Origin of the sequence: Phreatobacter sp. (assembly GCF_051860605.1) — a bacterium.
Classification (GTDB): Bacteria; Pseudomonadota; Alphaproteobacteria; order Rhizobiales; family Phreatobacteraceae; genus Phreatobacter.
The window spans coordinates 103,205-121,526 of record NZ_JBHYDR010000012.1 but is presented as its reverse complement, the minus strand read 5'-3'; the positions used below and the strand labels follow the sequence as shown (position 1 = coordinate 121,526).

20 protein-coding genes and 1 tRNA gene are annotated in these 18,322 nt (G+C 66.9%); 15 read left to right on the top strand and 6 right to left on the bottom strand.

The genetic code is table 11. The features are described 5' to 3' along the window. Nucleotides 1–117: 117 nt before the first annotated feature. Nucleotides 118–864: a hypothetical protein gene (locus ACTIFS_RS19120; protein ID WP_439575714.1), complete on the top strand. Its 747-nt coding sequence runs from the start codon at nucleotides 118–120 to the stop codon at nucleotides 862–864. A 7-nt stretch (nucleotides 865–871) separates the two neighbouring features. Here the strand turns inward: ACTIFS_RS19120 and ACTIFS_RS19115 are convergent, their stop codons facing one another. Beyond that, a complete protein-coding gene (locus ACTIFS_RS19115; protein WP_439575713.1) occupies nucleotides 872–1,354 on the bottom strand; it encodes an SRPBCC family protein in 483 nt (160 codons plus the stop codon). Continuing rightward, complete coding sequence (locus tag ACTIFS_RS19110; protein WP_439575712.1) at nucleotides 1,351–1,695, bottom strand: ArsR/SmtB family transcription factor; 345 nt, start codon at nucleotides 1,693–1,695, stop codon at nucleotides 1,351–1,353. Before ACTIFS_RS19110 ends, ACTIFS_RS19115 begins: the two co-directional genes overlap by 4 nt. Nucleotides 1,696–1,823: 128 nt before the next feature. Between ACTIFS_RS19110 and ACTIFS_RS19105 the strand changes: the two genes are divergently transcribed. Then, complete coding sequence (locus ACTIFS_RS19105; RefSeq protein ID WP_439575711.1) at nucleotides 1,824–2,435, top strand: LysE family translocator; 612 nt, start codon at nucleotides 1,824–1,826, stop codon at nucleotides 2,433–2,435. A 74-nt stretch (nucleotides 2,436–2,509) separates the two neighbouring features. On the opposite strand, the gene ACTIFS_RS19100 is transcribed toward ACTIFS_RS19105, so the two are convergent. Then, nucleotides 2,510–2,995, bottom strand: a complete 486-nt coding sequence (locus ACTIFS_RS19100; RefSeq protein WP_439575740.1) for an SH3 domain-containing protein — start codon at nucleotides 2,993–2,995, stop codon at nucleotides 2,510–2,512. Nucleotides 2,996–3,561: 566 nt separating this feature from the next. On the opposite strand from ACTIFS_RS19100, the gene ACTIFS_RS19095 reads away from it, so the two are divergent. Together ACTIFS_RS19095 and ACTIFS_RS19090 are read left to right on the top strand one after the other, a co-directional pair. Then, nucleotides 3,562–3,852: an HlyU family transcriptional regulator gene (locus ACTIFS_RS19095; protein WP_439575710.1), complete on the top strand. Its 291-nt coding sequence runs from the start codon at nucleotides 3,562–3,564 to the stop codon at nucleotides 3,850–3,852. 66 nt (nucleotides 3,853–3,918) lie between these two features. Then, nucleotides 3,919–4,323: an acyl-CoA thioesterase gene (locus tag ACTIFS_RS19090; protein ID WP_439575709.1), complete on the top strand. Its 405-nt coding sequence runs from the start codon at nucleotides 3,919–3,921 to the stop codon at nucleotides 4,321–4,323. A gap of 18 nt (nucleotides 4,324–4,341) precedes the next feature. Here ACTIFS_RS19090 and ACTIFS_RS19085 read toward each other — a convergent pair whose 3' ends face one another. Continuing rightward, nucleotides 4,342–4,956, bottom strand: a complete 615-nt coding sequence (locus ACTIFS_RS19085; RefSeq protein ID WP_439575708.1) for a TIGR02466 family protein — start codon at nucleotides 4,954–4,956, stop codon at nucleotides 4,342–4,344. A 149-nt stretch (nucleotides 4,957–5,105) separates the two neighbouring features. Here ACTIFS_RS19085 and ACTIFS_RS19080 point away from each other — a divergent pair, with 149 nt between their 5' ends. Continuing rightward, nucleotides 5,106–6,902: an ABC transporter ATP-binding protein gene (locus tag ACTIFS_RS19080; protein WP_439575707.1), complete on the top strand. Its 1,797-nt coding sequence runs from the start codon at nucleotides 5,106–5,108 to the stop codon at nucleotides 6,900–6,902. Nucleotides 6,903–6,924: 22 nt separating this feature from the next. On the opposite strand, the gene ACTIFS_RS19075 is transcribed toward ACTIFS_RS19080, so the two are convergent. Beyond that, a complete protein-coding gene (locus tag ACTIFS_RS19075) occupies nucleotides 6,925–7,683 on the bottom strand; it encodes an SIMPL domain-containing protein (protein WP_439575706.1) in 759 nt (252 codons plus the stop codon). Between the two features lie 125 nt (nucleotides 7,684–7,808). Between ACTIFS_RS19075 and ACTIFS_RS19070 the strand changes: the two genes are divergently transcribed. The 10 genes from ACTIFS_RS19070 to ACTIFS_RS19025 all read left to right on the top strand — a co-directional run bounded on the left by ACTIFS_RS19070 (nucleotide 7,809) and on the right by ACTIFS_RS19025 (nucleotide 15,961). After that, a tRNA-Ile gene (locus ACTIFS_RS19070) sits at nucleotides 7,809–7,884 on the top strand. Nucleotides 7,885–8,217: 333 nt separating this feature from the next. Beyond that, nucleotides 8,218–8,751, top strand: coding sequence for a hypothetical protein (locus tag ACTIFS_RS19065; RefSeq protein ID WP_439575705.1), 534 nt, complete (start codon nucleotides 8,218–8,220; stop codon nucleotides 8,749–8,751). A 233-nt stretch (nucleotides 8,752–8,984) separates the two neighbouring features. Further along, on the top strand, nucleotides 8,985–9,848 hold the full coding sequence (locus ACTIFS_RS19060) for a substrate-binding domain-containing protein (RefSeq protein WP_439575704.1): 864 nt from the start codon (nucleotides 8,985–8,987) through the stop codon (nucleotides 9,846–9,848). 4 nt (nucleotides 9,849–9,852) lie between these two features. Next, nucleotides 9,853–11,304, top strand: a complete 1,452-nt coding sequence (locus ACTIFS_RS19055) for a sensor histidine kinase (RefSeq protein ID WP_439575703.1) — start codon at nucleotides 9,853–9,855, stop codon at nucleotides 11,302–11,304. Next, a complete protein-coding gene (locus tag ACTIFS_RS19050; protein ID WP_439575702.1) occupies nucleotides 11,294–11,890 on the top strand; it encodes a response regulator transcription factor in 597 nt (198 codons plus the stop codon). Before ACTIFS_RS19055 ends, ACTIFS_RS19050 begins: the two co-directional genes overlap by 11 nt. Before the next feature lie 129 nt (nucleotides 11,891–12,019). Beyond that, nucleotides 12,020–13,357, top strand: coding sequence for a molybdopterin-dependent oxidoreductase (locus ACTIFS_RS19045; RefSeq protein ID WP_439575701.1), 1,338 nt, complete (start codon nucleotides 12,020–12,022; stop codon nucleotides 13,355–13,357). Nucleotides 13,358–13,450: 93 nt separating this feature from the next. Then, nucleotides 13,451–13,852 (top strand): c-type cytochrome, encoded by a 402-nt coding sequence (locus tag ACTIFS_RS19040; RefSeq protein ID WP_439575700.1) that lies wholly within the window; start codon nucleotides 13,451–13,453, stop codon nucleotides 13,850–13,852. Between the two features lie 393 nt (nucleotides 13,853–14,245). Beyond that, complete coding sequence (locus ACTIFS_RS19035; RefSeq protein ID WP_439575699.1) at nucleotides 14,246–14,527, top strand: PqqD family protein; 282 nt, start codon at nucleotides 14,246–14,248, stop codon at nucleotides 14,525–14,527. Between the two features lie 40 nt (nucleotides 14,528–14,567). After that, complete coding sequence (locus ACTIFS_RS19030) at nucleotides 14,568–14,951, top strand: lasso peptide biosynthesis B2 protein (protein ID WP_439575698.1); 384 nt, start codon at nucleotides 14,568–14,570, stop codon at nucleotides 14,949–14,951. Next, a complete protein-coding gene (locus tag ACTIFS_RS19025) occupies nucleotides 14,948–15,961 on the top strand; it encodes a hypothetical protein (protein ID WP_439575697.1) in 1,014 nt (337 codons plus the stop codon). Before ACTIFS_RS19030 ends, ACTIFS_RS19025 begins: the two co-directional genes overlap by 4 nt. 954 nt (nucleotides 15,962–16,915) lie before the next feature. Here the strand turns inward: ACTIFS_RS19025 and ACTIFS_RS19020 are convergent. Beyond that, a complete protein-coding gene (locus ACTIFS_RS19020) occupies nucleotides 16,916–18,226 on the bottom strand; it encodes a diguanylate cyclase (RefSeq protein ID WP_439575696.1) in 1,311 nt (436 codons plus the stop codon). Between the last annotated feature and the right edge of the window lie 96 nt (nucleotides 18,227–18,322).

The following is an 18,322-nucleotide window of genomic DNA, read 5'->3' as shown; positions in this document are numbered from 1 at the left end:
CGAAGTCGGGGGCGCTGCGGCGCCCCTTTTCTTGGCGGGTCGCCAGGACGGCGGCTGCAGCTTCCCCCTCGTCAATGACGCTTGTCGGCCCGGAGGTGTCTGCTGCTAGACTGCGGCATGTCCACCTGGCCGCGCTGGTTCTACTACATCATGCTCGCCATCGGGCTGGCGTTCACGCTGGCCGGCGCAGCCATGGCCATCGTCACTGGCGAGGCGCAGGGTTGGATTGCGACGCTGCTCTTCGGTGCCTGCACGGCGATGGCCGTGACATCGCTCTGGCCACAGCTTCTTCTCGACGGGCACCTGTCCGGCAGCGACCTGCTCGTCCGGTTCCCCGGCCCGGTCGAATTGCGCGCAAGTCCGAAGCGCGGCCTCTATTACCTCGTGACGATGCTCGTCTTCGCTGTGGTTCTGGTCTGGATGCTGAAGATGGGGAGCGTGCAGGGCGGCGTGCAGACCATCATGCTCTGGCTGGGTGCCATCGCCTTGGGTGCGGGTGTTCTTCTTCAGGGCGCCATGCTGGTCTGGCGACCGACACTGACCCTGTCGGCCGAGGGCCTGTTCCAGAGCCTCATGTGGCGGCGCGGCATGACGCTCTGGAGCGATGTCGCAGATATCGCGATCTGGAGAGAGCCGATTTCGGGAACTCCCATGGTCGTCTTCAACGACCGGACGGGCCGCGGGCCGGCCGTCGGGCGTTTCGATTCGGGCCTGACCGGCCGCAATGCTTCGCTGCGGGATGGCTTCGGCATGGCCCACGAGGATCTGGCGCTCCTGCTGATGCACTGGCAGGAGCGGGCGATGGGGATGGCAGGTACCGTATCCACGGGGCCGACGGCTCTGACACCGCAAGCCGGGGCATAGGGCCGTCTCACATGCCCTTCATGAGTGCAACCAGCTGATCCAGTGCTGTCCCCCAGCCGCTGTGGAAGCCCATGTCGTCGTGCTGCTTCTTCGCCTCCGGGTCCTTGTGCAGGGCGCGGGCGATGTACAGCGTGCCGGCGCCTGACGGCGAAATCGACACCGAGCCGGTCATGAAGGCGCTGCCGGTGGGGCGGAAGCCCGGGCCGAGCGCATCGGTGAACACGAAGAGCTGCTGCGGCACGACCGCCAGAACGCAGCCGGTATTGTCGTGGCGCTCACCGGCAGGTCCCTCCATCACCGTGCGAAACCGGCCGCCGGGGCGCAGATCGAGTTCGCAGGCCGTGGTTCGCCACGGCGCCGGCGTGAACCACTTCATCAGCAGGTCCGGCTCGGTCCAGGCGCGCCAGACCAGATGCGGCGGCACGTCCACCTCGCGCCTGAGTTCGAGGTCGAGGGCGGGATCGAACACGGAGGCGGCAAGTTCGGTCATCGGGGGCTGTCCTTGTCCTTCATCTGCAGCAGCAGGGTGTCGAGCTGGTCGAGGCGCGTGGCCCACAGGCTGCGCTGGGCCTCCAGCCACTGGTTGACCGCGGCAATGGGTTCCATGCGCAGCGTGCAGGTGCGAACGCGGCCGGCCTTGCGAGTGCTGACCAGTCCGGTCTCCTCGAGCACCCTGAGGTGCTGGAGAAAGCTCGGCAGGGCCATCTCGAAGGGCCTGGCCAGATCGCTGACCGAGGCCGGACCGCGCGCCAGACGCTCGACAACGGCCCGCCGGGTCGGATCGGCGAGGGCGCGGAAGGCTCCGTCGAGGGCGGGCAGGGCGTTGTCCATCAAAGCGCTTCTAGAGGTCGCCAATAGTTAGGTCAATACCTCAGTATTATTCTCTGGATGATCGCCGCGGGCGGTTGCCAAGGCGGATGAGGCGGTTCTTGCTGGAGGTCCATGACCGGATGCCCTCCATGTCCCTGGAATTCCTGATCACCACACTCATCATCGTCGCCTCGCCGGGAACCGGCGTGATCTACACATTGGCCGCCGGGCTCTCGCGCGGAGGCCGGGCGAGCCTCCTCGCCGCGTTTGCCTGCACACTCGGCATCGTGCCGCACCTCATTGCCGCCATTCTCGGGCTTGCCGCGCTGCTGCACACCAGCGCGGTCGCCTATGCGGTCGTGAAATATGCCGGCGTCGCCTATCTGCTCTGGATGGCCTGGCAGACGCTGAGGGACACCGGCGCCCTGCAGGTCGAGGCGACATCTGATGCACGGTCGGCCTGGCGGGTCATCATCGACGGGATCGCCATCAACGTGCTGAACCCCAAGCTGTCGATCTTCTTCGTCGCCTTCCTGCCGCAGTTCATTCCGGCCGGTGAGGCTCATCCGCTGGCGCGCATGCTGGAACTGTCGGCGGTGTTCATGGCGATGACCTTTGCCGTCTTCGCCATCTACGGCCTGTTCGCGGCGGCCATGCGCGAGAAGGTGATCTCGCGGCCTGCTGTCATGGCCTGGATGCGGCGCACCTTCGCCGCGGCTTTCGTGGCCATGGGCGCGCGCCTGGCGCTGCAGGAGAAGTAGCGCGAACGAAAGCGGCGGGCTTACCGCCCGCCGCTCCGGATCCTTGTCACGGCTGGACGGACAGGCGCTGCCCGTCAGCGCGCACCGGGGCCCGTCGAGCCGCCCGGACGTCCGCCGGGGCGACCGCCCGGCCGACCGACAGGAGGCCGGCCACCGGGCGCGGCACCGAAGCCGGGACGCCCGGGAGGACGAACAACGGGAGGCCGGCCACCCGGACCCCCACCCCATCCGGGCCGGCCGGGAGGACGCACGCCGGGCGGACGTGTCACGGGCGGCCTGATGCCCGGGCCGCCCCATTGCGGCGGACGCGGGCGAACCGGCTGACGCCAGCCCGGTCGGTAAGGCGGATAGATGTAGCCGGGCGAGGGCACATAGACCGGCGGCGGAACCATCACGGCCGGCGGGCCGCCGCCGAAGTCGAGATAGCTGCGGGAGACATAGCCTGCGGTGCCGCGAAAGAGCACGCGGCACCAACTGCCTTCACATCCCGCGACATCCACGCCCGTGCCCTCGGACAGCACGGTCAGCGCCTGGAACCGGGTTCCGGGGCCGGCGCGCATGTTCACGTCGGCGCTCGTGAAGGCATCCTGAGCCATGGCGACGGCAGGGGCGATGAGACCGGCGGCGAGCGCACCGGCGAAAATCAGCGATCGGGGGGATCGGGGGGAATGGCGTGTCATGTCAACAAACTCCTTCCGCTCAAGCGGGCAACTTCTTTGAATAACGACCTCTGGCGTTGAAGGTTCCGCCAGCGATTGCGATGGTTGGAAATCTAGTGGGATCGGCATGAATGTCGAATGAACCAGCGAAATGAACAATCTAACGATTCTGTAATGTTGCGAATTCTGTCAAAAACTCGCAGAATTGCAAAATTGCGCGTCCATATGATCTGCGATGAGTCCAGTTCCTGTCGATTGCATTCGAAGCCATCTGCTACGAGATCTTTTCATCGCGCCGGCAGTCACTTGAGGGCTTTGCCGTGACCTTCGTCCGGCCCCCGGGCTCGCCGCCGTGCCGGACCCGGACGGATGCTGCGCGGAAAGCCTGCCGGACCGGCATCCTGCCGTTTTCAGGCGGGCCGATCCGCGATAGGCTGGCGGACAGCATCCCCGCGAAGGACTTGTCCATGTCGTTCCTGAAGTCCCTGTTCGGTTTTGGCGGCTCGCGCGCGGCGGACGAGGCGCCGACGGCCCAGGCCTCGATCGAGCACAAGGGATTCACAGTCACGGCTGCGCCGTTCCGGAACGAGGGTCAGTTCCAGACTGCCGGGACGGTCGCCAAGGAGATCGACGGCGAGACGAAGGAGCATCGCTTCATCCGGGCCGACCGGCACGCCTCGATGGAGGACGCCGTGCAGTTCTCGCTGATGAAGGGGCGCCAGATCGTCGACGAGCAGGGCGAGCGCGTGTTCCGCTGACCGGGCAATTGCCAGGCCGGCGCTTTGCTGGCTGACTTGCCCGGCGCCCACCGGGAATCGCCGCTCATGCCCACCACGCTCAGGCCGACCGATGCAGACCCCCGCGGCGATCTCACCGTGCGGATCAGCGCCATGCCTGCCGACACCAATGCCAACGGCGACATTTTCGGCGGCTGGGTCATGGCGCGGATGGACCAGGCCGGCGGCATTGCCGGTGTGGAACGGGCGAGGGGCCGGGTGGTGACCATCGCGGTCGAGGCCATGACCTTCATCCGGCCGGTAAGGGTGGGCGACGTGCTGGAGGTCTATACGGAGGTGTTCCATGTCGGGCGCACCTCGATGAAGATCCATGTCGAGGCCTGGGCACAGCGTTTCCGCACAACCGAGCGCGAGAAGGTGACGGAAGCCACCTTCGCCTTCGTCGCCATCGACGAGGATGGCCGGCCGCGGCCGGTGCCGCCGGCCGCCTGAAGGTCCAGACCCCGAAGCTCAGGCCCAGCGGTAGTTGAAGCTGATGCTGATGCGCTCCGATGCCGCCCGGTTCACCGGCACGTCGTGGCGCAGGAAGCTCTCCCAGAGCAGCAGTTCGCCCGGCTCCGCTGCCATTTCCACGAAGGTCTGGAGTTCGCGAGGAGCCGAGCGGCGGCGGGGCGGGTGGGCCATCATCAGGCCGTGGCGGGGATCCTCCAGCTTCAGGGCCGGCGCACCCTTCGGCATGGCGACATAGAAGGTGCCGGACACCGCGCTGTGCGGGTGGATGTGCGAGGCATGGGCGCCGCCGGTCGGCAGCACGTTGACCCACAGGGAATCGAGCACCAGCTTCCGCCCGCCAAGATCGAGGGCAAGGTGTTTCGCGAAAACGGCGACATGCCGGTCCAGGCGCTTTCCAAGCACCTTGAAGGCGGGGAAGCGCCATGGCAGGTCGTTCAGCGAGGCATAGCTCGTATAGCCGGGATAGCCGTTCTTGCGGCACCAGGCGATACCGGCCGCGTCGTCCTCGACGAGGGATCGGCACAGCGCCTCGATCTCGCCGAGTTCGCCGGCCTCGAGCTCGAGCATGGTTCGATAGACCGGGGTGACGAAGAGGGTCTCGATGCCTGTCATGGGTTCCTCTTGGCATCGCGCCGTGCCGGGGACAAGGCTGCCGAGCCTCCGTTGCGTTCCCGGTCGCGCAGGCGTGCGGCGGTGGTGAGCTTGGTCTTGCCGCCCAAACCTGATATCGCGCTGCATTCCCTCGACGAGAGCCGCCCGAAATGAGGCTTCTCAGCCTTTTGTTCAAGATTGATGCGCAGCGCGGGGAAACCCTGAAGCGGCTGGTGCTGGAAAGCATCGGCACCTTCGCCCCGCGCTATGCGATCGCCTTCGTGTTCATGGCCATCGTGGCGATCTGCACCGCGCTGTCGGCCTGGATCATGCGCGACCTGATCAACGGCGTGTTCCAGAATCGCGACTTCTCGCTGGCGGTCTGGTTCGGCGTGACGGTCTTCTCGATCTTCGTGGTCAAGGGGGTGGCCGCCTATATCTCCAACGTCATCCTGGCGCGGATCGGCAATGCCATCGTCGCCAACCAGCAGGCGCGGATCTTCCGCCACCTGCTCGCCCAGGGCGTGGATTTCTACCACCAGCACGCCTCTGCCGACCTCGTCACCCGCGTGACCCACAATGCCCAGGCGGCGCGCGACGTGCTGCAGAACATCGTCACCACGGTTGGCCGCGACCTGCTCACCGTCGCGGGCCTGATCGTGGTCATGCTGATCTCCGACCCGCTGATGTTCGTGGTGTCCGGCCTTGTCATGCCGTTCGCGGTCTATGGTGTGAACCGGCTGCGGCGGCGCGTCCGGCGCCTTGCCCAGAGCGAGTTCCTGTCGCTCGCCTCCATGGTCGGCGTCGTGCAGGAAACCGTGCAGGGCGTGCGCATCGTCAAGTCCTTCGGGCTGGAGGACCGGATGCAGGCCCGCATGGAGGGCACCATCGATGCCGTGCGCCAGCGCGCCGACAAGATCGCGACGCTGGGCGCCCGCACCGCGCCGCTGATGGAGACGCTCGGCGGCCTCGCCATCTCGGCAGCCATCGTCTACGGCGCGTGGCGGGTGATCCATCAGGGGATCGATGCCGGTGCCTTCTTCGCCTTCGTCACCGCGCTCCTGCTCGCCTATGACCCGGCCAAGCGCCTGGCCCGCCTGGGTGTCGAGGTGGAGAAGGGTCTCGTCGGCGTGCGGCTGATGTACGAGTTGCTCGATACCGAGCCGACCCTGAAGGAGAAGCAGGGCGCCGCTCCGCTTGTGCTGGACAAGGGCGCGGTGGCCTTCAGCGGGGTGACGTTCGCCTATCGCGGCGCCGAGCCGGTGCTGAACGATCTCTCCTTCGTCGCACAGGGCGGCCGAACCACGGCGCTGGTCGGCCCGTCCGGCGGCGGCAAGTCGACCATCATCTCGCTCGTCCAGCGCTTCTTCGATGTCGACAGGGGCGCGATCACCGTGGATGGTCAGGACGTGCGCGACGTGACCTTCGCCTCGCTGCGCGGTGCCATGGGCTTTGTCAGCCAGGACGTGTTCCTGTTCCAGGGCACGGTGCGCGACAACATCGCGGTGGGCCGGCCGGGTGCGAGCGAAGACGACATCGTCGCGGCCGCGACATCAGCGCAGGCCCACGAGTTCATCATGTCCATGCCCGAGGGCTATGACACGCTGATCGGCGAGCACGGGCAGGGGCTGTCCGGCGGGCAGCGCCAGCGTGTTGCCATCGCCCGCGCGATCCTGAAGGACGCGCCGATCATGCTTCTCGACGAGGCGACCTCGGCGCTCGATTCGGAGAGCGAATTCGAGGTGCAGCGCGCGCTCGACCGGCTGATGACGGGGCGCACCTGCCTCGTCATCGCCCATCGGCTGTCCACCGTCATGCGCGCCGACACGATCCTGGTGATCAATGCCGGACGGGTCGTCGAGACGGGCACGCATGCCGAACTGATCGCACGCAACGGGCTCTATGCCCACTATGTGTCGATCCAGTTCGGCGACCGGTCAGACGCGGCGGACCTCGCCGCCGGATAGCCCGCCCGGCCAGCGCGTTCCTTCAGTCCACAAGCTCCCATCTGACCGTTACCGACAGCCGGAAGGTCTGGTCGCCGGCGGCGATCGGAACGGGCCCGGCAGAAGCCGACATCGCAGCGTTCGAACGCTGGAGCATGGGGGGAGGAGCGCTGCCGCCATGCTCCTCAACGGTGATCACCTTGCCGAGACGCGCGCCTGCGGCCTGGGCCAGCAGTTCGGCCTTGCGCCGGGCATCGGCGACCGCCGCGATGCGCGCCTCGTCCACCTTCGCCGACCAGTCCGTGACAGCCAGGGTGATGCCGTCGATGCGGTTGGCGCCTGCCTGCACCATCCGGTCGAGCACGTCGCCAAGCCGGGCGAGATCGCGGACACGCACCTGCAACCGGTGGCTGGCGGCGTAGCCGGTGACGCGTGGCCGGCTGCCGGCCTGGCCATATTCGAGCTGTGGCGTCAGGCTGAGGCCGGACGTGACTACGTCGCGCTCGGCGATGCCGGCCTGGGTCAGCGCCTCCTGGACCTGGCGCATTGCGCGCGTATTGGCGTCCATGGCCTCGCGCGCGGTGCGGGCCTGTGCCTGGGTGCCGCCGACGACGACGGCGTGGTCGGGGGCCGCCGAGGCATTGCCCTCGCCCTGCATGGTGACCGAACGGGCGGGATGCCTTTCCTGCGCGGCGGCGGGGGCGGCGGCCATGGCGAGGCCTGCAACGGTCAGCCCGGCCACGGCAACGGCAAGAAGCCTGCGGCGGCGCGGCAGAAGAGCGGAGAGGGAAGACGTCGTCATTGCAATCCTCGGTCTTGGCGGCGTTGACGCCGCGGGCAGAAGGATGCCATCACCGCATCGTGCCGCCGAAAGGGCTTTATTGCAGCCGCTTCGCGGCGGTCCGTCGACACGGTCGAACGGACGGTGGGCCTGTAGCTCAATGGTTAGAGCCGGCGGCTCATAACCGCTTGGTTGCAGGTTCGAGTCCTGCCGGGCCCACCACACTCTCGAAGTCCTGCCTTGCGGATTTTTGAATGGCACCGCCGATTGCTTCTTGGCGTTTCTCCGCGGTTCAAGTGCCTGGCGTCTTTCTGTCTCCGCTGTGCATTTTCCGGAAGATGTCGCCTTTCAGGCTGTGTCCCGGGGTCCTGACGTGTCTGGCCAAGCCATGTGAGGCGGCACCATGCGGGCTTGCGCAGCTTCGCGCCAAAGGGGTGGCGCCTCGGACAGCTGCGGATCAGGATGGCGTTCCTGCCGACGCTTGCCGGTTGACCGTCAGACGCATGTCGGTGCCCATGGTCCAAGGCGACCTGATCGGGACGCTCCACACGGTGAATGCTGATGGTCGATGAAGGCAGCCCGCCATCCGGAGGCGCAAGTCCGGATCATCGCATCGGCCGATTTGTCGCGGCGGGTCTGGCTGTCATCGTGGCGGTCCATCTGGTCTTGGCTGTGGTGCCAGCCCTCTTTCAAGGAGGCCTGCCGAGCGATCAGGCCACGAGCCCGCTTCGTTACTGGGTTCATCTGGGGATCGGGGTCGCCGTTCTCATCTACCTTCTCGCGGTCACGTCCGGTTCCATCGCGCATCAGCATGATCCTCTGGAATGGGAAGAGCGCAAGCACCGCAACCGGGTCGGCGCGACCGGCTTTGGGCTCCTGGGCTGTGCCGTGCTGCTGTATGTCTGGGTTCAAGACCGCCCCGCGGACGGGTTTTCCCGGGAACACAACGTCCTCGGGCTTGGTATTGCGGGCCTGCTGGGGTTTCTGGCGATGACTGCGCCGCTGCCCCCCGGGCGTCTGAACGTCCTTTGCAAGATTGCCGGGATTGTGCTGGCGAGCAGCGCCTGGATCGCAGTGTCCTACGTGTGAAACCGGGGTGTGCGGCCCGGTCCCCGTGCCCGCAGCACCGGCCATTGCGTATTTCGGGTGGTCGAAATGCCCCGCACCCTCTTGATCGGCCGGTTCGGCGGTTCGGGCTTCCGGCAGGCCCACAACACCGCCAGACCGGCCCCGCATTGACCGCGGACAGCATCTCTTCCCATGATGGTCGAAACGAAACGACAGGGAGGAGCGCGGTGCCACCCCCGGGCACGAACGCCGTCATGCCATCGCCGGATCGTCGGCGCCTGTTGCTGGCTGGCGGCCTGGCCGGGCTCGCTTCGGTCGCCGCGCCGCGCCTTGGGCGGGCCGACCGTCCGTTCCAGTTCGGCCTGACGCCGGTGTTCCTGACATCCGACCTGGTCCTTCTGGAGGCCCTTCAGGCCTATCTCACGCGGGCGATCGGGTCCGAGGTGCGGCTGGTGCTGAAGCGCACCTATCAGGAGATCACCTCGCAACTGGTTGCCGGCCAGATCGACGCCGCCTGGATCTGCGGATTCCCTTTTGTCGCCTACCGGTCACGGCTGGATCTCGTTGCCGTGCCCATCTGGCGCGGCCGCACCACCTATCAATCCTATCTGATCGCGGCCTTGGGCCGACAGGCATCGACCGTGGATGATCTGAAGGGCGATGTGCATGCCTTTTCCGATCCCGATTCCAATTCCGGCTTTCTGGTTACGCGCGCGCTGCTGGCAGAGCGCAACGTGCGGCCCGAAGCCTTCTTCAGCCGCTCGTTCTTCACTTATGGCCATCGCAACGTGGTTCGTGCGGTCGCAGCCGGTCTTGCCCAGTCCGGCAGTGTCGACGGTTATGTCTGGGAGGTCATGACCGAGACCGAACCCGAGCTCACGACGCGAACGCGGGTGGTCTGGCGGTCCGACTGGATGGGCTTCCCGCCGGTGGCAACTTCGGCCGGGAACCTGCGGGACGAGCGCGTCGCGCGCCTTCAGACCGGGTTGCGGAACATGGCGGCGGACCCGCTCGGCCAGCGTGTGCTCGGCCTGCTCAGGCTGGATGGCTTTGCCCTGGCCGATGCCGACCTGTTCCGCAGCATCGCCCACCGTGTCGCTCTCGTCGGCCGCGAGTGATGGCGTGACCTGGATCAATCCGTTCCGCTGGCCGCTGACCGTGAAGGCCCCGGCCATGGTGGTCGTGTTCATGCTGGCTGTCAGTGCGGTCATCACCCAAGCGGTTCTCGATCGGCTCAGGGAGACGCAGGAGCGCCACCTCTCGGCGTTGTCGACGACCTTTCTCGAGGGGCTTGCCTCGGCCGTCCTGCCCTATGTGCTGCGCGAGGATATCTGGGAGGTGTTCGACGCCATCGAGCGCAATGCCACGCTCAGCGTCGGCTTCGGGCGGGCGTTCATCACCATCACCGACGAGCGCGGCCGCACGCTCGCATCCAGCAATCCGGTCGAGGTGCCGCTCGGCGCCGATCGATCCGGTCTGGACCGGCGGTTCGCCGACGGACAGTTGCTCATCGTCGACGAGGAGGGCGGCAAGGCACATGCCCGCAAGGTCCTGCGTTACCAGGGCCGCGATGTGGGGCGCATCTTCGCCGACTACCAGATCGCGCATCTTGTGGCCGAGCGCCGGGATGTGCTGACCACGCTGATTGCCACCAATGCCTTCCTGACCCTGTGTCTGGCGGCGCTGGCCTACTGGACCATCCGGCGCATGCTCTCGCCGCTCGCCCGGCTGTCGCGCCATATCGATCGCAGTGCCACCGGTCCCCTTGCGCCGATCGATCTGAGAGGGACCGGGCATCCTGCCAGCGAGTTCGCGCGGCTGTTCCGCCGCTACAACGCCCTTGTCGAGGCGCTTGCCGAGCGTGAGGAACTGGCGCGCCAGCTGGCAGCCGAGGAGCGCGTGGCAAGCCTCGGCCGGCTTGCTTCGGGCATGGCGCACGAGATCAACAATCCGCTTGGCGGCCTGTTCAATGCCATCGATACCCTGAAGGCGCATGGCGGGCGGCCTGCCGTCCGGACCTCCTCCATCGACCTGATCGAGCGGGGGCTGCGCGGCATCAGGGATGTGGTCCGCACGGTGCTGGCCACCTACCGCGCCGACCGCGAGCAGCGTCCGCTCCTGCCCGACGATCTCGACGATATGCGGCTGCTGATCGGATCGGAAGTCCGCCGCAAGCGCGTCACCCTCGGCTGGAACAATGCGGTGGCGAGCGAACTGGCGCTGCCGGCCTCGGCGGTCCGTCAGATCATGCTCAACCTGATCCTGAATGCCGTCAGCGCCGTGTCCGAGGAGGGGCGTGTGCAGGTGGATGTTGCCAACCCGGCAGGCCAACTGGTCATCACCGTCGCGGATGACGGGCCGGGCCTGTCCCAGGCCGCTGCCGACGTGCTCACCGGACGCAGTGCGCGACCGCTGCTTCAGGGCGAGGGGGCCGGGCTCGGTCTCTGGGTGTCGCAGCGGCTGGCTGCCGGTCTGGGCGGCCGGATCACCGCGGGAGCCGGCGAGACGGGTGGCGCGCGGATCACGGTCACCATTCCGCTGGCCGCAGACGGGGACCTCCGCGATGTTGCTTGAAGGCGTTTCGCTTGTGCTCATCGAGGACGACCCGATCATGGGGGAATCTCTGGTGCAGCGGCTCCGGCTCGAGGGTGCCCACGTCACCTGGTGGCGCAGCCGCGCCGAGGCCTCCCTCGGCCTTGCCGGCACGCAGGCCGATATCGCGATCTGCGACATCCGCTTGCCCGACGGCAACGGCGAGGATGTCTTTCGCGAAGCCGCGCGACGGACGGACAGGCCAGCCTTCCTGTTCATGACGGCCTATGCAGATATCGACCAGGCCGTGCGACTGATGAAGGCGGGCGCAGGCGACTATGTCGCCAAGCCCTTCGAGATGCAGACGCTGCTCGCGCGGGTGCTCGGCCTGATCGGCGAGCCATTGCTGCGGTCGGGTCAGGCGCCTGACCTTCGGCTGGTGCGTGGAGAGGCGGAGAAGGCGCTGATCGAGCGCACGATTGTCGAGACGGGCGGGCGGATCGGAGAGGCGGCCAGGCGACTCAATGTCTCCCGGACCACATTGTGGAGCCGCATGAAGCTTCTCGGGATCGCCGGTGCGCGCCGTGTTCAGAAAGCCGAACATGGCGATGGCCGGGTGTCGGGATAGTTGAACAAGTCATTGAAATATCGTCATAAATTGCTAAAATAACTTGCCTTCTCAGGCAGCTTCGACAAGCCTTCGGAAAGATCGCGGAGGAGTCCGTGATCCACAACAAGGCTTATCCGGAGGGATGCCATGGGAATGAAACGTCATCAGGCGGAAGACGCCGATTCCGTTCGTCGCGTGCTGCGCGAGGGCACCAATCTCGACCGTCGCAGCCTGTTCGTCTCGGCAGCGGCCTTCACCGCCGTTGCCGCGACCCCGGCTCTGGCGCAGGCCCCGGCGACGCCGGCGCGACGCATTCTCGTCAAGGACGACAGCCGCGTGCTGAACATCGGCGCGACCGTCCGCTCGGGCAATTACTGGAACTTCACGACCTTCATGACGCCGATCGAGGAATTCTACGTCCGCAACCACTATCCAACGCCGCGTGTCGAGGACAAGCCGGTGCTGGCGCGGGAGACCTGGAAACTGAAGGTCCACGGCGCTTCGGTCGAACGCCCGTTCGAGATCGGCTACGAGGACCTCCTCAAGATGCCGTCTCGCTCGATCATCGCCACGATGGAATGCCACGGCAATGGCCGCACGCTGTTCTGGGAGCAGGGCGGCTTCACCGGCCAGCAGGTTGGCGGCGGCAACTGGGTCATGGGCGCGGTTGGCCAGGCCGAATGGCAATATGTCCCGATGAGCGCCATTTTCGCACGCTGCGGCGTGAAGCCGGATGCCGCGACCGTCCTGTTCTGGTCGGGGGTCGACGGCAACGACATGGGCCGGCCCATGCCGTTTGCGGACATTGCCTCGCGTGCGGATGACATCGGCGTCTGCTTTGCGATGAACGGCAACCCGCTGACGCCCGACCACGGCGCGCCCGTGCGCATCGTGGTGCCCGGTTGGGGTGGCACGGCCTCGATCAAGTGGGTGACGGAAATCCGCATCACCAACAAACGCGTCTGGACCCGGCTCAACACGAAGGGCGAGGTCTATCTGGGGCCGACCTATTCAGCCCCGGAGCATGCCGCGGATGACGAGTTCCTGCCCGGCGTCACGGCCGCCGACATCAAGGGCCCGATGGTCACATGGATGCCGCCGAAGTCGACGCTGACCGTCCCGCTGGTGATCGACAAGTCGCCGTCGATTCCGGCGAACTATCCTCTCAAGCGTGGCGAACTGCCGAAGCTCAGCGCGGGCCGGCAGACCATGCGCGGCTATGCCTGGGCGCCGCAGCATGGGGTCAATACGGTCGAGTACAGGATCGATGGCGGCCCCTGGCAGCGGGCCGCGATCCAGGCGCCCAATCTCGGACGTTACACCTGGGTGCGGTTCACCTTCCCGTGGGACGCGACGGCGGGCACCCACGTCGTCGAGACACGCACGACGGACAATGCGGGGGTCTCCCAGCCCGAGCAGATCCCGCTGAACACGCTCGGCATGGCCAACTGGTCCATCCCGAAGTTCCGCATCGAAGTGGTCTGAGCCAAACCCTCCGGCGGCGTGCTCAGGCGCGCCGCCGTTTTGCCATGGCGGGCCGCCTGCGTCCCGCCGCCACGTTCTCCCGAAAGTCCGGACATGATCGCTCGATTTTCCACGGCGGCCGCAGCCGTCGCTCTCATCGCAACAGTCGGGCTGTTGCCGGGCCTGGGTGGTTCCGCGGGCGCGAGCCAGGAATCGGCCCAGGTCGCACAGGGGCGGGCGCACTATGTGGAGCACTGTCAGCTCTGCCACGGTGCCGATGGCCAGCGCGGCGAGGGCTATCAAACCCCGATCTGGGGCTCCGGCACCCAGATCGCGAAGTTCGGCAATGCCCAGGGCCTGCTCGACTACATGCAACTGATGCCCTTCAACGACCCCTCGTTGCTGGACGAGACGCAAAAGCTGGCGGTGGTCGCCTTCATGCTGGCCCAGCATGGTGCCATCAAGCCGACGGACCAGATCGACCGGGCGGCAGCGGCGAACGTGCCGATCCCCTGACGGGGCGGTTCGAATCGGCTCGAAGGGCTCTCGCCTTCCAATTTTCTGCGGGCTCCCTGACGGGCCCGCTACACCGTCACCCTGGCCACGGTGCTGCGGCGAACCGATCGGCACACGCCGCCTGCCGTTCGCGGCTCACGGGTGTTCTGCGGCCCAGGCTGAACCGAACTGCGATGTGAGCCTCACGTCATGTTGCAAGCGGCCTTCTGGCTGCGCTCCGGTTCGGGCAGAGCGTCGGTCGACCACAGATCGCCAGAGATGTCTGTGACTTGTCGCGCCGGCTGCCGTAGGGGCAATATCAGGTCCGGGCGCTCGCGGCGGCATGATCCCGTCGCGGTCATCCGGAAGGCATGCGGGTAGCCCCCGGCAAGTTCAACGAGGCGGTGGATCACCTTGGACATCCGATCGAAGCGCATCACGCTGGCTCCGAATGCCTCCTTCCGCGCCATGGGAGAGGAGGGGGTTATCCTGATGACGGATAGCGGCCAGATCTATTCGACCAATGCGAGCGGCACGGCCTTCATCAGCCGGATCATCGGGGGAAGTTCCGTGGCCGAGGCGGTCAGCCAGATGCTCGACGCGTTCGACGTGACCGAGGAGGTGCTGCTGGCCGATCTCGGCGATCTGGTGGCGTTCCTGGAGGCCGAAGGGGTTGTCGTCGCTTCGGACCGCTGACATGGCCGGACCCCGGCCGGACGCCCGGGCGGAGACGCGCATGCGCCGCCTGATCTGGTGGCAAGCGCGGCTCCTGCCGATCATCATCCGTGGGCGCGACCTGCAATCGGTCCTGTCCTATGCCGAGATTGCCCCCGACCCGGCCTTTGCCGGGCTTCCTGCCGAGGCGATCGCCGGCTGGGTGACGGCTGCCACGCGGCGGCCCTGGCTGATGCGCGACCGGCGCTGCCTGCGCCAGGGGCTGCTCGGCATGCGCTTCATGCGGCTTGCCGGTCATGCGCCGGAGCTGCATTTCGGCATCGACCCGCGGTCGCTTTCGCAGCCGGTTCTGGCCGCCCATTGCTGGATCGTTCTGGCGGGCCGGCCCGTGCTCAACGACATCCTCGATGGCATGGAGCCCCTCTATGTCTGGCGGCCTGCATGAGCGAGGCGGACGCCCGTTTCGACCTGCACACGGTGGACCTGGTCTGTCGCGCGGAGGAACTTCCTCCCGGCCTCAAGTCGGCCGTCGCGCTCGACTGGCTTCTCGGCGAGCGCCGCGTCCAGCGCCATGACCGGAATCCCGAGGCGCAACTGACCATCCGGACGGCCGGTCCGGAGGGGTTGACCCTGCCGGCAGCCTTCGTCGAGAAGGCGGTTGCCGGCGCGGGGCGGCTGCGGATCGGCCGCGACCCCGATGGCGCCCCGGTTCTGGTGCTCGACGAGGCTGTCTGCCTGAAGCTTCTCCCGGGCGGCGGCGCAGCTGTCACGGCCGTCCCCAAGGCGGATCGCATCGGCCCGGCCCTTGGCGAGGCCATGATCTTCGCGCTCGACCATGCGCTGTCGTCCAATGGCCAGTGCCTCGCCCATGCGGCCTGCCTCGCCACGCCGGACGGGCGCGGCATGGTGCTCCTGCATGCAGCCAGCGGAACCGGAAAGACAACGACTGCGATGGCGCTCGCCATGTCGGGCTTTGCCCTGTCGGGCGACGACACGACGGCACTGATCGCCGCACCCGACCGGGGCGCGGTGACGGCCTGGGGGCTGCCGCGCGGAGCCAAGGTCCACCGTCGCACGGTCGATCTGCTCCCGGCTCTGCGGGGTCTTGTGGGTGACGGGGGCTGGGACGGCAACGGCGAACAGATGATCGCAAGGGAGGCGCTGCACGGGGCCGGACTGGCGACGCGCGCGGGCCCGCTCCCCGTGACCGGCGTGGTGAGCCTGACACGCTCCGGCACGGATGCGGGGCCGTTTGAGGTCCTCAGAGCCTTCGATGCCCTGCACGCCCTGCTGCAGGACAATGTCAGCAGCCACCCGGACGGCTTCTTTCCCGGTCACGAGGCCCGGTTCGACATCTTCTCTGCTCTGGTGACGACGGCCAGATGCCTGCGTGTTCCGGTGAGCGGAAACCCCGCTGCCGTTGCGGCGACCATCGCCGGGGCGCTCGGCTACTGACGTCCCGACGTGCCGTGCAGTCTCTGGTGCCACAGGGGAAGGAACCCGAACCCGGCCTGCCGTCGTTGCGATTCGCGGATGGCTCCTGGGCCCTCTTCCGGAGTGGCTTTGCACGGTCGCGGACAGGGTTTCCGTGTAACGGCAAGCATCTTCGTGTGCCGCAATTGCCACACAGGCTGTGCGAAGCAAAGGTACTTTGGAACCGTCGCATTGACAGGACCGCAGCCCGCTTCAAAATCGGCGGGTGGTTTCTGCGTCAGTCTGATTTCGGGCGCCTCGGGCTTCGGAAGTTCCGTGTGAGGGTCAGATGAAGAAGGTCTATGTGAAGGCTCTGGCGACCAGACGGCAACCGCTGGCCGCCGTCACCGCCCAGGTCGCGTCAGGCTTCGTGCCGCCGCCGGCGCCGCCTTGAGGGCGTGATCGGTGAGAGATCGGCCGCACGCGAGTCGTAGACGGCTGCAAGTGTCAAGCAAGCTGTACCGAGCCATGGCCCCTCAGGTCGGCAGGTACGGGGTCACAGTGAGGGTCAGATGAAGAAGGTCTATGTGAAGGCTCTGGCGACCAGACGGCAGCCACTGGCCGCCGTGACCGCCCAGGTCGCGTCAGGCTTCGTGCCGCCGCCGCCTCCGCCGCCGACCTGACGAGGTCGACGAGCAGTGCTTCATATCCCGGCGCGCACGGTCACTTCGCGCAGGCTTATGGAGAACCGCGGGTCTCGGAACTGTTGCTTCGAGAGGTCTGGAGCGCCTTGAGACGTAGGGTCGAAAGCGGCCGTGGTAATCTTTTTCTTCGCGTTACGTCGGTGAGGTTCAGATGAAAAAGGCCTATGTGAAGGCTTCCGCTACCAGGCGCCAGCCGCTTGCCGCCGTGACCGCCCAGGTTGCGTCAGGTTTCGTGCCGCCGCCACCGCCAGTGCAGGACTGATCGGCCGGACAAGGGTGGCCGCAGCGGTCCTCAGAGCGCTGGCTCCGGCCCGGAGAGTGAACTCAGCACCCCGGGTGGCGGCCTGTCTTCTGCCGCCCCGCGGTTGCCGACGACCCGATTGCGGCCCTGGCGCTTCGCGTCGTAGAGATGCGCATCCGCATGAGCCACCAGGTCGCGGATGAGAAGCCCGTCGTGCGGGCAGGTTGCCACGCCGATGCTGATCGTCGGCCGGGCCTCGAATTCCTCGGCCAGCGTCGTCTCGACCGCGAGGCGCATGCGCTCGGCGGCCGCGAGCGCGGCTGCGTGGGACGTATTCTCGCACAGGACCGCGAACTCTTCGCCACCATAGCGGAACAGCCTGTCCTCGCTGCGGATTTCCTGGCGCACACAGTCGGCGATTCGCTTCAGCGCCTCGTCGCCGATCACATGGCCATATCGGTCATTGATGCCCTTGAACTGGTCGATGTCGAACAGCACGAGGCTGGCCGGCCGGTTCGTTGCCAGTGCGCGGGCGAGCGTCGGCTGGCCCAGGGCCTCGAACCGCTCGCGCGTCAGCGCGCCGGTGAGGGCGTCATGCCCTGTCCGTCCCAGAAGCTCCTCGTATTTCTGGCGATAGGTCAGGGTGTGGAACGTGTCGGACAGCGGTTGCGGGGCCGTCTCGACGGCCTTCCGCTCGAACAGCGCGAGATAGAAGCCGATCAGGACGCCGTAGAACACCGCCGCGGCCATCTTGGCCACCCAGCCGCCAAACAGGGCGCTGAACGGCGTGCCGGCCACGAGATGAAGGCCGGCGAAAAAGGCCACCTGGTCGAAACTCAGAATGATCGCGAGGCAGATGCACGCGCGCAGGATGACCGAGCGCGGCAGCAGGACGCGCAGCTTCTCGTAGATCAGGATCAGGGCGATGGCGTCGATGAAGAGCAGCGTCGTGCCCCAGATCATCAGGACGCCCATCTGGTTGATCAGGGTCAGATCGGCCTTGTAGCCGGGCAGCGAAACGGGCGAGCCGTAGATCTGGAGCGTCGCCACCAGGGCGACCATCAGGAAGTTGCCGATGAGCAGGCCGTAGATCGGCTGGCGGACCGTCTCGGCATCCTCGCGGATGTAGAACAGCAACAGGATCGCCAGCTTGCCGGAGAACAGCACCGTGGAGCCCGGCGACAGCAGCCCGAACGGCAGTTCGATATAGAAAACCGCCGCCAGATAGGTCTCGAGGAAGTGCATCACCCCGAGCGCGCACAGGAAGACGCCGAGCCCGAGCAGCCGGCGCAGCCGGAACAGAGCGGCCATGACGCCGAAATAAAGGATGGCCTGGGAGACGAGGAGCGCAGTGCCGGACATGGAGGCCCAATCTAGGGCGGGGGCCTATCCGAAGGGTTAACGGAGCGTTTCGAATCGCCTGATCGGGACGTGCCGATCCGGCCGAGGGCCGTGGCT